This window comes from Sodalis sp. RH19 (assembly GCF_047324215.1).
Taxonomy (GTDB): domain Bacteria; phylum Pseudomonadota; class Gammaproteobacteria; order Enterobacterales; family Enterobacteriaceae; genus Acerihabitans.
In genome coordinates, this window is sequence record NZ_CP178734.1 from 4,447,137 (window position 1) to 4,461,504 (window position 14,368).

Annotated in this window: 16 protein-coding genes; 7 read left to right on the forward strand and 9 right to left on the reverse strand. The window is 54.0% G+C overall.

From position 1 onward, the window contains the following. The first annotated feature begins 68 nt into the window (after positions 1-68). Positions 69-665 (forward strand): nucleoid occlusion factor SlmA, encoded by a 597-nt coding sequence (slmA, locus tag ACL2XF_RS20035; protein WP_410012748.1) that lies wholly within the window; start codon positions 69-71, stop codon positions 663-665. Between the two features lie 94 nt (positions 666-759). On the opposite strand, the gene pyrE is transcribed toward slmA, so the two are convergent. Together pyrE and rph are read right to left on the reverse strand one after the other, a co-directional pair. Beyond that, positions 760-1,401 (reverse strand): orotate phosphoribosyltransferase, encoded by a 642-nt coding sequence (gene pyrE / locus ACL2XF_RS20040; RefSeq protein WP_410012749.1) that lies wholly within the window; start codon positions 1,399-1,401, stop codon positions 760-762. A gap of 52 nt (positions 1,402-1,453) precedes the next feature. Further along, on the reverse strand, positions 1,454-2,170 hold the full coding sequence (gene rph / locus ACL2XF_RS20045) for a ribonuclease PH (RefSeq protein WP_413727410.1): 717 nt from the start codon (positions 2,168-2,170) through the stop codon (positions 1,454-1,456). A 127-nt stretch (positions 2,171-2,297) separates the two neighbouring features. On the opposite strand from rph, the gene ACL2XF_RS20050 reads away from it, so the two are divergent. Continuing rightward, positions 2,298-3,161 carry a YicC/YloC family endoribonuclease gene (locus tag ACL2XF_RS20050; RefSeq protein WP_413721797.1) on the forward strand — a complete coding sequence of 288 codons (864 nt, stop codon included), beginning with the start codon at positions 2,298-2,300 and terminating at the stop codon, positions 3,159-3,161. Positions 3,162-3,392: 231 nt separating this feature from the next. Here the strand turns inward: ACL2XF_RS20050 and ACL2XF_RS20055 are convergent, their stop codons facing one another. Next, positions 3,393-4,313: a LysR substrate-binding domain-containing protein gene (locus ACL2XF_RS20055; RefSeq protein ID WP_413721224.1), complete on the reverse strand. Its 921-nt coding sequence runs from the start codon at positions 4,311-4,313 to the stop codon at positions 3,393-3,395. Positions 4,314-4,454: 141 nt separating this feature from the next. On the opposite strand from ACL2XF_RS20055, the gene ACL2XF_RS20060 reads away from it, so the two are divergent. Next, complete coding sequence (locus ACL2XF_RS20060; RefSeq protein WP_413721223.1) at positions 4,455-4,844, forward strand: RidA family protein; 390 nt, start codon at positions 4,455-4,457, stop codon at positions 4,842-4,844. A 149-nt stretch (positions 4,845-4,993) separates the two neighbouring features. Then, positions 4,994-5,953, forward strand: coding sequence for a quinone oxidoreductase family protein (locus ACL2XF_RS20065; RefSeq protein ID WP_413727411.1), 960 nt, complete (start codon positions 4,994-4,996; stop codon positions 5,951-5,953). Between the two features lie 312 nt (positions 5,954-6,265). Here ACL2XF_RS20065 and ACL2XF_RS20070 read toward each other — a convergent pair whose 3' ends face one another. After that, a complete protein-coding gene (locus ACL2XF_RS20070; protein ID WP_413727412.1) occupies positions 6,266-6,757 on the reverse strand; it encodes a lysozyme inhibitor LprI family protein in 492 nt (163 codons plus the stop codon). 234 nt (positions 6,758-6,991) lie between these two features. Between ACL2XF_RS20070 and ACL2XF_RS20075 the strand changes: the two genes are divergently transcribed. The 3 genes from ACL2XF_RS20075 to ACL2XF_RS20085 all read left to right on the forward strand — a co-directional run bounded on the left by ACL2XF_RS20075 (position 6,992) and on the right by ACL2XF_RS20085 (position 10,149). Next, positions 6,992-7,594, forward strand: coding sequence for a site-specific integrase (locus ACL2XF_RS20075; protein ID WP_413727413.1), 603 nt, complete (start codon positions 6,992-6,994; stop codon positions 7,592-7,594). Between the two features lie 424 nt (positions 7,595-8,018). Then, positions 8,019-9,101 carry a mechanosensitive ion channel family protein gene (locus ACL2XF_RS20080; RefSeq protein WP_413727414.1) on the forward strand — a complete coding sequence of 361 codons (1,083 nt, stop codon included), beginning with the start codon at positions 8,019-8,021 and terminating at the stop codon, positions 9,099-9,101. 430 nt (positions 9,102-9,531) lie between these two features. Then, entirely contained in the window at positions 9,532-10,149 is a 618-nt protein-coding gene (locus tag ACL2XF_RS20085; RefSeq protein ID WP_413727415.1) for a LysE family translocator, read from the forward strand. Between the two features lie 238 nt (positions 10,150-10,387). Here ACL2XF_RS20085 and ACL2XF_RS20090 read toward each other — a convergent pair whose 3' ends face one another. From ACL2XF_RS20090 to ACL2XF_RS20110, 5 genes are all read right to left on the reverse strand, one after another. After that, positions 10,388-10,726 (reverse strand): YebG family protein, encoded by a 339-nt coding sequence (locus ACL2XF_RS20090; RefSeq protein WP_413721791.1) that lies wholly within the window; start codon positions 10,724-10,726, stop codon positions 10,388-10,390. A 351-nt stretch (positions 10,727-11,077) separates the two neighbouring features. Further along, positions 11,078-11,512, reverse strand: a complete 435-nt coding sequence (locus tag ACL2XF_RS20095; RefSeq protein WP_410012759.1) for a GlcG/HbpS family heme-binding protein — start codon at positions 11,510-11,512, stop codon at positions 11,078-11,080. Then, the gene (locus ACL2XF_RS20100; protein WP_410012760.1) at positions 11,502-12,413 is read right to left on the reverse strand and encodes a dihydrodipicolinate synthase family protein; all 912 of its coding nucleotides are present in this window, start codon (positions 12,411-12,413) and stop codon (positions 11,502-11,504) included. The genes ACL2XF_RS20095 and ACL2XF_RS20100 overlap by 11 nt, the downstream gene beginning before the upstream one ends. Continuing rightward, positions 12,407-13,234 (reverse strand): SDR family oxidoreductase, encoded by an 828-nt coding sequence (locus ACL2XF_RS20105; protein WP_410012761.1) that lies wholly within the window; start codon positions 13,232-13,234, stop codon positions 12,407-12,409. Before ACL2XF_RS20105 ends, ACL2XF_RS20100 begins: the two co-directional genes overlap by 7 nt. Before the next feature lie 28 nt (positions 13,235-13,262). Next, the gene (locus ACL2XF_RS20110; protein WP_413727416.1) at positions 13,263-14,366 is read right to left on the reverse strand and encodes a mandelate racemase/muconate lactonizing enzyme family protein; all 1,104 of its coding nucleotides are present in this window, start codon (positions 14,364-14,366) and stop codon (positions 13,263-13,265) included. Positions 14,367-14,368 lie beyond the last annotated feature (2 nt).

Consider the following 14,368-nt stretch of genomic DNA (forward strand, 5'->3'; position numbering starts at 1 on the left):
TCATGCTGTTACGGCCGATGCCTGATGTTAATTCATTATTGATGTTGTTACTCAGGGACCTATTCGGCATGGTAGAAAAAAAGAATACGAAACGTAATCGCCGCGAGGAGATTCTTCAGGCATTGGCGCAAATGCTTGAATCCGGCGACGGCAGCCAACGTATCACCACCGCCAAGCTGGCGGCCACCGTCGGCGTTTCGGAAGCGGCGCTGTATCGCCACTTTCCCAGCAAAACGCGGATGTTCGACAGCCTGATCGAGTTTATCGAAGATAGCCTGATTTCCCGTATCAACCTGATCCTGCAAGATGAAAAGGACACCCTTAATCGTCTGCGCCTGATTCTGCAGCTGATCCTGGGTTTTGCCGAACGCAACCCGGGGCTGACCCGCATCATGACCGGTCATGCGCTGATGTTTGAGCAGGACCGGTTGCAGGGCCGGATTAACCAGCTGTATGAACGTATCGAAGTGCAGCTGCGCCAGGTGCTGCGCGAGCGGAAATTACGGGAAGGACAGGCGTTCGAACTGGATGAGGCCCTGCTGGCCAGCCAGCTGCTGGCGTACTGCGAGGGCATGCTGTCGCGTTTCGTGCGTACTGAGTTCCGCTATTCGCCGATGCACGAGTTCGACGTGCGCTGGCCGCTGCTGGTGGCCCAGCTGCGCTGAGCGGGTCCAGCCGCGCTTTTCGGCGCTGAGCCCTTAGCGCGCGGCATGGTCCGGCGGCAGCCGATTGTTACACTGTTTTGCCCGCCGGGTTAACTTAGACACCATATTGACGCTGATAGGCGCGCACCGCCGCCAGGTGATCGGCCAATTCGCTTTTCTCTTCCAGGTAATCGATAAGATCGCGCAGCGTGACGATAGCGATCACCCGGCAATGGTAATCGCGTTCCACTTCCTGTATCGCCGAGATCTCGGCCCGGCCTTTTTCCTGCCGGTCGAGGGAAATCAGCACGCCGGCCAGCTGCGCCTTATGGGCCTCGATAATCGCCATGGATTCGCGGATGGCGGTGCCGGCGGTGATAACGTCGTCCACCAGCATAATCTTGCCCTGCAGCGGGCTGCCGACCAGGCTGCCGCCCTCGCCGTGGTTCTTGGCTTCCTTGCGGTTGAAGCAGTAGGGCACGTCGCGCTCAAAGTGTTCCGCCAGCGCCACGACCGTGGTGGTGGCGATGGGGATGCCTTTATAGGCCGGGCCGAACACCAAATCAAAATCGATGCCGGAATCCATCAGCGCGGCGGCGTAAAAACGCCCGAGCAGCGCCAGGTCGCGACCGGTATTAAACAGTCCGGCGTTAAAAAAATAAGGACTTATCCGGCCCGACTTCAGCGTAAATTCGCCGAATTTCAAGACCTGTTTATTTAAAGCAAACTCGATAAACTCACGCTGATACGCTTTCACGGCTACCACTCCTCACAACGGGGCGACTAACGCCGCCCGATATTACCGGCCTTTACCCGGCCAGGGCGGCCTTTTGCGCCTGGATTAACGTTTCTATGCCGCCGCGGGCCAGCTCCAGCAGGGTGATGAGCTCTTCCTGGCTGAAGGGTTCGCCTTCGGCGGTGCCCTGCACTTCAATCATCCGGCCGTCTTCCATCATCACCACATTCATGTCGGTTTCGGCGACCGAGTCTTCCACATATTCCAGATCGCAGCGCGCTTCTCCCGCCACGATGCCGACGGAGATAGCCGCGACAAATCCCTTAAACGGGCTGGTCTTGAGCTGGCCCTTTTTCTGCATTACCGCCAGGGCGTCGGCCAGCGCCACGCAGGCGCCGGTAATGGACGCGGTGCGGGTGCCGCCGTCGGCCTGCAACACATCGCAGTCGAGGGTAATGGTATATTCGCCAAGCTTCTTCAAGTCCACCGCGGCGCGCAGCGAGCGCGCAATCAGGCGCTGGATTTCCAGGGTGCGGCCGCCCTGCTTGCCGCGGGACGCCTCGCGGGCGTTACGGGTATGGGTGGCGCGCGGCAGCATGCCGTACTCGGCGGTGATCCAGCCCTGGCCCTGGCCTTTCAGAAAACGCGGCACGCCCTCCTCCACCGTGGCGGTGCACAGCACCCGGGTCTCGCCGAATTCAATCAGCACCGAACCTTCGGCGTGCTTGGTAAAATGGCGGGTAATGGTGACGGGACGGACTTGCTGAATGTTTCTGCCTGCTGGACGCATGGCTCTCTCCGGGCTGGTATTTCGTGTATTGGCTGCGCATTATACGGTCTTCGGGACCATATGCCTATCATGCCCGGCCATGCGACGGTATAATCCCCCCAACTTTTTTATCGAGACGGGTACGCATATGATCCGCAGTATGACCGCATTCGCACGGCGCGAAGTTAAAGGTGATTGGGGCAACGCCGCCTGGGAGCTGCGCTCCGTTAATCAACGCTATCTGGAAACCTATATTCGTTTACCGGAGCAGTTTCGCGGCCTTGAGCCTGCCATCAGGGAACGCACCCGCACCCGCCTCACCCGCGGCAAGATTGAATGCAACCTGCGTTTCGAGGTCAATCCCAATACGCAAAGCGCGCTGATTTTAAACCAGCCGCTGGCCAAGCAGCTGGTGGAAGCGGCCCAATGGGTCAAGATGCAAAGCGACGAAGGCGAAATCGACCCGATGGAAATCCTGCGCTGGCCCGGCGTGATGGCGGCCGAAGAGCAGGATCTGGACGCCATCGGCGCGGAGCTGCTGGCCGCCCTGGATGCCGCCCTCGATGACTTTATCCTCGCCCGCGAATCCGAAGGCGCGGCGATCAAAATCATGATTGAGCAGCGCCTGGCCGGCGTCAGCGCCGAAGTGGCCAAAGTGCGCCAGCAGATGCCCGATATCCTGGTATGGCAGCGCGAGCGCCTGCTGGCCAAAATGGAAGACGCGCAGGTACAGCTGGAAAACAACCGCCTGGAGCAGGAGCTGGTGCTGCTGGCCCAGCGGGTGGACGTCTCCGAGGAGCTGGACCGCCTGGATGCCCATGTCAAGGAAACCTATAATATCCTGACCAAGCAAGAAGCCGTCGGCCGCCGCCTGGACTTTATGATGCAGGAATTTAACCGCGAGTCGAATACGCTGGGCTCGAAGTCGATTAATGCCAGCGTGACGACGTCGGCGATTGAACTGAAGGTACTGATTGAACAGATGCGGGAGCAGATACAGAACATCGAATAATTTCTGCTGACATTTTTTGAATGCCGCAATGCCCTGTTCTCAGGGCATTTTTATTGCCACTGACGCCTATTTCGCTTTTGATCTGCGCCCCGGGTACTGGACAATCTCATCTGAACGGATGGTCGGCTATGTGCCAGGAGCGGACGTCGACATCTGAATTCCCTTTCAGTCAAGACCACCAGAATGACCACCAATCGACGCTGATGAGCGAATCAGGGGGCTGGGACGTAGTTACTTATTGTTAGAATTGGGGACATGGTGCTGCATCAATTCAACGATCCAATCAATAAAAACTCGCAGTTTGGCGTTGACATGGCGGTTCGGCGGAAACGCCAGGTACAGAGGCATTGGATTAATACGCCAGTGTTCAAATAGCGGAGTCAAGGAGCCACAAGCCTGATGTGCTGCCGCCATATAGACTGGCAGCGCAATCACGCCTAACCCGGCTAGCCCAGCTTCGAGGTAAGCATTGCCATCATCCACTGCAAGCACATAGCTGCTTTTGATTTCAATATGTTCACTCTCACAGTGCAGCACCAGAGGATCAATCTTACCGGTGCGTGAAGACAAGAATCCCACTATGCGATGGTCGGTGTTTTCCAGATCGCGCGGGTGCGCAGGAGCGCCAAGGCGTTCCACATAGCTGGGGGCGGCGTAGACGCCGATTTGCAAATCGCCGACATGGCGTGCGATCAGGGACTGGTCGGTGATTTCGCCACCGCGCAAGACGCAATCCACATTGTCGCCGATCAGATCCACCACCCGGTCGCTCACGCCCATGTCGAACTGGATATCAGGGTAGCGTGCGTGGAAAGCCGGTAGCGCTGGCACCAGCACAAGGCGGGCCAGCGGACTGGGCACATCCACCCGTAATCGTCCTCCGGGCGTAATCGCCGCACTGGAGAGGCTGTTTTCAGCATCCTCCATGTCCGCCAGCAGGCGGATGACGTGCTCGTAGTAGACCGCGCCGTCGGGAGTGACACCGAGCTTGCGGGTGGTGCGATGGAGTAACTTGACGCGCAGGCGCGCTTCCAACTGCTGAATAAGTTGCGTCACCGTGGTTTTGCTCATATGAAGCGTCTGGGCAGCCTTTGTGAAGCTACCTGCCTCCACCACGCGAGCAAAGGCGCGCATCGCATCGAAACGATCCATTCCTTATCCTCTCTTTCTCACCGATTGTTTGGATTTTACAAACAATGATGGACAAAGTCGCCTGTTTATCCGCCCGATCCAGTACCTGTAAAGTGTCTTTATGTTCACCGGGCAGATTTCGCCCACTGCAAAGGTACAAACATGACAACACGCGAAGCAGTTTTTCCCTTCGGTCGGCAGGCGCTCTATGAGCGCAATCGCTATTCACCGGCCATCAAATCCAACGGTTTCTTGTTCGTTTCGGGGCAGGTGGGTAGCCGGGAGGATGGTTTGCCTGAACAGGATCTTAAAGAGCAGATCAGGCTGGCATTCGATAACCTTAATGCTGTTCTCGCGGCTGCGGGCTGCACGTTCGGTGATGTGGTTGACGTTACCCTCTTTGTCGTCGATCCCGAGTCAAACCTCGACGCTATCTGGAGTATCCTGCCAGAATATTGGGGGGAGGCGCCTTACCCTACGTTGACCGGGATCGGCGTGACGTGGCTTTACGGATTCCAGTTTGAGATTAAGGTGATTGCCAGGCTGCCCTAAGCGTTACGGGTCTTTCCGCCAGTCGAAAATTCAACAGGGCAGACCGCGCTGCCTGTAGAGGCAGCAGAGAGATTTCTGAATTGCTATATGCCGCATCGGGATGGTTTGCCAGGCTGGTCAGGATTTACTGATGAGACAGAGGAAAATTTATGAAAGCAGCGGTTTATGACGTGGAAGGCGCTCCCGGCGTCCTGAAATATGTCGATATCCCCGATCCGGTCGCAGGACCTGACGACGTTCTGATTTCTGTCGAGGCTATCTCGATAGAAGGTGGAGATCTGATCAACCGCCGTTTAACTCCGCCGCCTCTTCCTTCATGGATCGTCGGCTACGCGGCCGCGGGCACAGTTGTTGCAGTAGGATCGAACGTCCGTAGCCGTACGGTTGGGGACAGAGTCGCGGCTTTTCACATGCAGGGATCACATGCGGAACGTTGGTCTGTGCCCGCGGAACGAACCTGGCTTATACCCGATGGGGTGGATATGGCAGAAGCGGCGGTTTTACCGATTTCTTTTGGAACCGCGCACCATTGCCTTTTCACTCGAGGCATGCTCCGGCACGGAGAAACCGTCCTTATTCAGGCAGCAGCTGGTGGCGTGGGGCTCGCGGTCGTTCAGCTTGCCTCACAAGCAGGCGCAACGGTCATCGCCGTGGCAAGCGGAACGCAGCGAAGAAGCCGGTTGCTGGAACTTGGTGCCGATCATGTCGTGGATCGTGCAGAGAATAACGTCGTGGACAGTGTCAGACAGTACACCCATGGCAGCGGTGTTGACCTCGTCATCGATCCGGTGGGGACGACGTTGCCTGCTTCGCTTTCTGCACTCGCTCCGGAAGGACGTCTCATCTTCGTCGGTAATGCGGGCGGTGGAGGCCTGACTGTCGACTTGTGGCCGCCAATGCAGTCTAACCAGACACTCATGGGGGTATTCATGGGACCCCTTTTTGAAAGGCCCGGAGTTCGGGCAAGTGTGGACGACATGTTGCAGGCTTTAGCAGCAGGGCGCATCAGGATTGTCATTGACCGCATCTTCCCCCTGGCCAGCGCTGCTGCGGCCCACGAATTCGCCGAGACAGCGAAACCGCTTGGGCGCATCGTTATGAAGCCATGAGGTGTGTTTGACCCGTATGAGCGCGCTGGGCTAATTACTGTGTTCTGGTGTCAAGGCTAAGTTCAGATGTCAAGGGTAGGGAAAAGCTGAAATGTCCGCTCTGTGCCAAAAGCAGACGTTGCTAAATCAGTCTATGTTAATAAACGGGGGGCAGGGAAGAGTGTAAAAGCGCCGGAAAGCCCCACATCACATTGATGTATCATGAGGCATGAGGCTTTATGCTAAATACACTCAACCCGCATTTTCAATCGATCTCCCGAGACCGATTCTGTACTCATGGAAAGCATGCTTGTTGCACTGTTTTCTAGTATTTCATTCGACGTTATGGAAAAGTGGTTCCGGTAGTACTGGCGGTGTCGAGTCTTCATAGCGCAGCCAGTTCTGCCACTGATTATGAATCCTTAATTCAATCAGGGCTATCTCACGGTCAGTAGCTTTAACCCCTCGAATTGTGCCTCCCTGCCACTCTACACCAGTAGCATGTGATGCCGTATCAATCAGAATGTCCCACGCCTTATTTTCTGCCTCAAAGGCATTAAGGGTCTGGTTATCTTGTGTTGCCGAAATACGTTGACGTGCTGTGTTTAAATACTTCGCTTCGACAGACTTAACTGCATCACGTTTTGTGCCTATACAATCATTCATATCAATAGTTGTCTGCTGGGGATTGTCAGGGCAAGCTATTTCAAAAGTTTCGGTATTATCCTTCAGTACACTGTCTGGCAGCGGAACTTCGGCATAACTGTGTGAAACGTATCCTGATAAAAAAACTAGCGGTATAAGGCGATAGCGTAGTTGAGTCATGGTAGGAAATTATTAAAAGTTACGGATACATCAACAGTAATCCAACTTGAGGGTAAAGAACATCCTGCACAGTGAATTCCTGGATTATACCGGGTCTGTGACCTGCTGCTCGTTGATGAACATACGGCTATGTCAGAAATGACAATACCTGGTTTGAAAGCAATCGCAAACTTCCGCTCCTCGCTCTTGAGGGACAACCATACTCAAATCTCCCACATTGCATGAGATTTGAGTATGAACACATCACCGTGGAACAAAGACCGTATCATCGGCCAGAAAAGACCACTTCAGATATCTCATATCTGGGGGATTAGAATCAGGCTTGAACTGGAGGGTAGAACACGCGATCTGGCTCTGTTCAACATGGCTTTGGACAGCAAACTGCGTGGCTGTGATCTGGTTAAACTAAAAGTGTCAGATGTTTCATATGGTAATTCTGTTTCAAGCAGAGCGACGGTGTTGCAACAGAAGACCGGTAGCCCTGTACAGTTCGAGTTAACTAAGGGGACGAGAGAATCTGTCGCCGAGTTGATAAAACTTGGCAAGCTGCATAGTAAAGACTATTTGTTCCAATCCCGCGTCGGTTCTTGCCAACATATATCAACTCGGCAATACAACCGTATTTTTCATGGATGGGTAGAAAAGCTTGGTCTCGAAGTTTCGCTGTACAGCACACATTCCATGAGAAGAACAAAACCTTACCTGATATACAAGAAAACCAAGAATCTCCGGGTGATCCAACTTCTGTTGGGTCATAAGAAACTGGAAAGCACAGTGCGTTATCTGGGCATTGAAGTCGATGATGCGTTGGAGATCTCTGAGTCGATTGAAGTATGAGGTCGTCAGGGCTGTTACAGCAGCCTTGTGCCAGAAGCTGACCCTGGCGCTTTGGGCGACCAACGCGCAAAAGATCGTACTCAGGTGCGGCATGGATATCTGTAACCTGTGCTATTAGCATGAACACATCACTAGGGGCGGGTACAGGCAGATGACACGAGAGCGGTTTGAGCGCGGACATCCTGCTAGCGGATTGAGTAAATTAAACGCCATCATTAATTTCAGTGAGTTGCATTTATGCTACGCTTGTATTATCGGTTTCCTTTCGAGGTTTTTTTATGTTAAAAAAATCAGTTAACTACATTTCTCATCAACTCATGTGCGTTCACCATTTACTCCGCAGATAACCGTTAAGACAACGGTTACTGAATTTTTATTACTGATCTGACAACCAGAGGTTGTTGACTTGATATAAGGGAAAAGAATGCTAATGATATTCGATGAGTTATCTGGTGCTCCAATTTGGGTGCCTGCGGTATTGCTCGTCATTCTCTCACTCGCACTGGGGTTCCTGGCCCGATTTATACTTCTCAGGTTCATCCGCTACTGGCAGAATCGTGACCGAAAGCTCTTCAAATCACTTGAAAAACATCTTCGTGGATCAATGTTTCTTTTCATTCCCTTACTGTTGATAAATGTAGGGGTTAATTATATTAACATTCAGCCAAACTCCCTTGATTTTATTACATCCACCCTTAATATCTTTATTATATTATCATTTTGCTCCATTTTAATTCGATTAGTTAATGTTGCGCAAGATATGCTTTTTATCCGCTATGACATTAATCTTTCGAATAATCTTCGTGCCCGTAAAATTCGCACTCAAATAATGTATGTAAAAAAAGTCGCTATTGTATTGCTCGTGTCATTCTGCCTTACTCTGATACTTCTCAGTTTTCCCGGTTTCCGAAAATTCGGCACGACAATCTTAGCCGGCGCGGGGGTTGCCGGAATAATCATTGGGTTTGCCCTTCAGAAGTCGCTTGTCAACTTGTTTGCCGGAATTCAGATAGCTTTTACGCAACCTATAAAAATTGATGATGCTGTAGTCGTCGAAAATGAATGGGGCTGGGTTGAGGAGATAAACCTGACTTATGTCGTTGTGCGTATCTGGGACCTTCGTCGACTGGTCCTGCCCATCACATACTTTACAGAAAATCCTTTCCAGAACTGGACGCGTAATAACGCACAGATATTAGGCTCTGTTTTTCTTTACCTCGATTATTCCATGCCATTAGATCCTCTCCGTAAGCATTTTGAAAAAGTCCTCAGTGAAACAAAACTCTGGGATCAACAGACTCAGGTGCTCCAGGTAACCGAAACTACTGACAAAACCATGACCATCAGATTATTGATGACTGCACAGAATTCCCCCATCGCCTGGGATTTACGCTGCCATGTGCGGGAAAAAATGATTGAGTTTATTCAGCAAAATTATCCGCAGAGCCTTCCTCACGTGAGGGCTACACTGACCGATTCGGTGTGTGATCGTCCGAAAGGTCAGTAGTTAATCGTTTTCATTTTTTCTGTATACCGTGGAACGTACAGATACTTTAAGCGTGCTGCGTGAGCACCAGGACAAAAACAGCTGGTCAACTTCGCTTTATTCCCTGCTTAATGAGGCTTTGCGGCTGACCTGCAGGCTATGTGAGGCGAACCGCAGGCCCCATTAAACGGCCTGCGCCAATATCCGGACATCTTTCGCCGTTCGCTGTAGAGTGATAATCGCATGTGTCTGGGCAGCTATATGGATGGCCGCTGAAGACAATGAGCTACCCGAAGCGGTGAAAATAGCCAGGAGTCGGCCCGATCTCAGCTTGTTTGATGGATTAATACAAAGTTATCGAACTGCTGGCCTGCTCCCGGCATAATGGGAAGCCAATGATTTATTGGTGAGTTTAAACTGATTTAACGTCAGCGAGTTATAAGGAAAATACATGATCGATACACATGCAGTTCTTACCGTGTTGCTGATTTATCTCGCTGGCGTGGTGATACCCGGGCCAAACTTTGTCGCCGTGGTGCATAAAGCGGTCGCTTCCACGCGCTCGGCCGCCCTTGCGCTGGTTGCTGGCATTGTGGTGGTCAACCTATTATGGGCAAGTTGCGCTATCGGCGGAATCGGTTTGCTATTTGCCGCATTCCCTTGGGTTGCGCTGATTGTGAAAATATTAGGGGCAGGATATCTGCTGTGGTTTGGCTTACGCCTTATCCTCAATGCGGGAAGCCAACCCGTTGCGAACGAAAATGCCCTATTGCCAGGTCATTTCCGCCAATCCTTTATTCAGGGCGTGATGACTAATATCGGTAATCCGAAATCCATGGCTTTTTACGCCGCCATATTCTCTACTGCCGCTCCGGCGCATGTTTCTGCGGGCACCTTTATCGCCATGCTCAGCGTTGTCGGCATCATTGCATCACTCTGGTACGGAGCGGTTGCCATCACCCTTTCTCAACCACGCATTTCTTCCGCCTATCAGCAGGCCAAAAAAGTCATTGATAGGCTTTGCGGCGGGTTGATCATACTGTTAGGGATCAGGCAGATTATTAATTAATCAGCCAAAATTATCCCTGCAGCAGCTTAACCAGTAAAGCAACGTTATAAAATGCATCTTTAACCGGAGCGGCACCGGGCATGGCCCTACCCCAATATTCTGCTCCACCCAGAACTGGAAATCCGGCATGATAAATCCATGCCGTTGACGGAGGTGAGGCCGATGAAAAAATCCCGCTACACCGCAAGGCGTTATCACTCACGGCGCTGTTCTGTATTGGGGTACTTCCCGCAGGGGATCAGGCTGCTTTTACCGCTCTGATTTTTTTTGTGCCGGCATCAGCATTATCATCGGTTTCCATGCTTTCCGATTCATCTGCGGGAGCCTGAGCGCCGATGGCTTCCGGCAATTTGCTGGTGCGCAGTATATGCTGGACGTCATCTTTATGCTCGGCCAAATAAAGACCCAGCTTTTCAGCCTGCGGTTCATCCAACGGCATCCCGCTGGTCAACAACCAGTCGCTGAATGCTTCAGCCATATCGAGCATCTTGTCGTAGGCCTCCGCTTCTTTCTTACTGGCAAATGTCATTTTCTCTTCACCCTTTCTGACGACCACATATTTTGTTTCAATAGCCATAACCGCCTCCAATACTGTAATTATAGCCAGTATATCAGCAAGTGTCGCTCATCGTCCACCACACATTCAACGGCAGTATGTGCTGTAATCCATTCCCATTAAACAAGTCTTGCTGGTCTCATGCCGGGAGCCATGCAAGCCGCTATGCGATTTATCTGCCGCTGGAATACTCAACCAGCAGCAACTAACGCGCATCTTTGCGCAATAACGGCAACTGCTGCTCCCGTGCAGGTGAAACGGCGAAACCGTAACGCTGGTGGAAACGTGCTGCTTTATTATCCCGGTTTTGAGCGCGATGTCTTGCTGGGTCAGGTACATAGCCTTGCGTGCCGTCTTGACATCCGCGCCGTATCAACCGAACTGCCGCGCCCAGTGGTCCGCCAGCGCGATATCTTTTTCCGCCGGCAAGCCGCTTATGCCGATTGCGCCCACCAGGGCGCCGTTTATCACGATCGGCACGCCGCCGGGCATTGGCAATAAGGCGGCGTCATTGAGCATGCGCATATCCAGGGAACCGTTTTTCACCTCCTCCGACACCAGACGGGTACTGCGCCTGAGCATCAGCGCAGTATAGGCTTTACGTTGCGCCAACAGCCGCGGCAAAGGCGGACAGGAGTGATGGGCGCCAAAGGCCGCCAATTCGCCGTGAACGCCCACCACGGCCACCGCCAGCCCAGTGGTGGCGGGATCCAGCGAAGCCGAGGCGATGATTTCGGCGACTTTACCGATAGCCACCTTATCCTGCAGGATATAACGCGCGGCAAGGCCGGCAGGTTCATTGGCCATGCGCGATACCCTCCCGGATAGTGTCATTGAGCACGCCCAGCTCGTGTTTTTGCCGGTCCGTCAAGGGAACGAACGGCTCCCGCACCGGCCCGAGGTCCTCCAGGCCAAGGCCCGTCATATACTTCGCCGACTGAAAGATCCCCCGCGCCACCATAAATTCGACGGCATTGTTAATCTGCAGCTGGATTTCCCGCGCCCGGTTGAGCTCGCCCCGCCGGAATAAGTCGCGAATGGCCAAAAATCGCTCGGGCTGCAGATTGACCGTGGTGCCGATGGTGGCGGTCGCGCCGGCCGATAGCGCCGACAGGTAGATCTCATCAAAGCCGTTGAAAAAAACCTTGCCGGGATATTTTGCCGCCATGCGCTCCAGGGAATAGAGGTTGTGCGAGGTATGCTTCACCCCCAGCACCTGTTCATCGGTTAATAACGCGTCGGCGGTTTCCTCGTCAAGTTCAACCGAAGTGAATTGCGGGATATTATAGACAATCACCGGCAGCGATATGGCCGCAAGCACCCGCCGGTAATACGCGATGATCTCTTTTTTGGAGAATTTGTAATAATAAGGGGGCACCAGCGATACCGCGTCGGCGCCATCCTGCTCCGCCTGCCGGGCCAGAGAGACCGCGTCAGCGGTCCTCACCGTACCGACATGGGAGATCACCGGCACCCGGCCTTTCACCTGCGCCGCCAGAACGCGCAGCAGCTGTGCCCGTTCCTCCATGCCCAGGAGCGGGCCCTCCCCGGAAGATCCGCAGCAGTAAAATCCTTCCACGCCGCGCTCGAGCTGATGTTCCACCACCTTTGCCAGCGCATCGTAATTGACGGATTCATCCTCATGCATCGGTGTGACCAGCGCTGAAATGACCCCCCGGTATTTATCCCACCCGCCGCGCTTTACCATGCCGTCCATCCTCCGTCCACCACCACATTGGCGCCGGTCATATACACTGACGCGTCGGAAAGGAGAAACACGATAGTGCCGTTATATTCATCTTCATTGGCCATGCGGCCGATGGGCATGCGGGCGATATAATTTTTCTGGAACCGCGGATCCTGATCCGGCCGCGCCACGCCGGAGATGGTCAGCGTATTGACCCGGATACCGTCCCGGCCCCAGTAGGTGGCGCAATAACGGGTAAAATTGTACAGTCCCGATTTGGCCGCGGAATAGGCGACCGGCTTGATGAAGGGCACGCCGGTATCCTCTTTTTTGTAGCTGTAGATATCCTGCACCGGCGATACCACGCCGTAGATCGATCCGACATTGATGATGGATCCCTTTTTTCCCGCCGCCTTCATCCTGGCGCCTACCTGCTGGGTCGCCAGGAATGTGCCCACCAGATTGACTTCCACCACTTTACGGAAGACGTCCACGGGGAACTGCTCAAAGGGGCCGGAGACCTCCGGCGGCGCGCTGGGCTGGGTATCGATGCCGGCATTATTCACCAGCCCGTCTGGTACGCCCCATTGCCGCTCGATATCATCCAGCGCACGATTGATACTGCCGCTGTCGGTGATATCAACCTGATAAAACGCCAGGCGCGGGGATTCCCGCTGCTCGCCGAACACCTTCAGCAGCCGTTCTTCAGCGATGTTCTGCGCGAAAACCGCCACCCTGGCCTGCCGTTTATGCAGCTCCTTGACATATTGGGCGCCCAGTTGCCCCAGGCCGCCGGTCACGACGATAATCTTATCTTTGACGGAAAATAAGGTATCTTCCATATGCATCTCCTGCTATCGAGTGATGACGTTATATTTTGTGGGCATGCAAATAGTCTCTGTCCAAAATGATGCCGTGACCGGCCCGCTCGCTGGGAACGTAGTACCCGTCCACCTCCTCGCCGGCGGATAATACGATGCGCAGATCTTTCCAGCGTCCGCCGTCGGTGACTTCCGCATAGGACACATTGGGCACCGCGGCCAGCAGGCTGGCGCTCAGTTCCAGGACGAAATGCGGCGTCATCGGCAGGTTATGCGCGCGGGCGACCGTCGCGACATCCAGGTATCCGGTGATACCGCCGACGCGCCCCAGGTCGGCCTGGACAAAATCCACGGAACCGTTGTCGATATATTGGCTGAACTGGCTGAGATTATAGACATTCTCGCCCAGGGCAATCGGCGTGCTGGTCCTCTCGCGCAGCTGTTTATGGCCGGCGATATTGTCCGACGGCAGCGGCTCCTCAATCCACAGCAGGTTCAACGGTTCAAACAGCTTGAATGCCCGCAGGGCCTGGGGGAAATTCCATCCCTGATTGGCATCCACCGCCAGAGGGAATCCCGGCACGGCTTCCTGGATTTTGATTAAGCGCTCGACATCCTCTTCCAGGTCGGGTTTACCCACCTTGACCTTGGCCGCGAGGTACCCCTTCGATTTCCAGCGGCGCACCTGTTCGATCACCTCCTCCACCGACATGTGCAGGTTGATGCCGCTGCCATACAACGGCACGCGATCGCGCACCCGTCCGAGCAAGTCGATGAGAGGCACATTCAGCGTTTTGCCCAGCAAATCCCAGTAGGCGATATCCAGGGCGGAAAGCGCATGGGTGGTGACGCCGGCGCCGCCGACATCGTGAATATATTTGTAACTGCGATCCCAGAGCGCGCGCGGCGACAAGCGCTGTCCGATAACATCCGGGATGATTTCCTTGATCAAGGCCGAAATGGTGGCGCCGCACCAGCCGGAAGTGTGGCTGAAGCCGGTGCCCACCAGTCCGTTGGAGCCATGCACATCGACGATTGCCACCTCAATATCGGTGACGTGGTGGATCTGGTCGCCCCAGGGTCCTTCCGGCAGCGGTACGCGCGCCGTCATCAGTTCGATATTTTCAATTACCGGCATTTTGGTGATAGTCATGA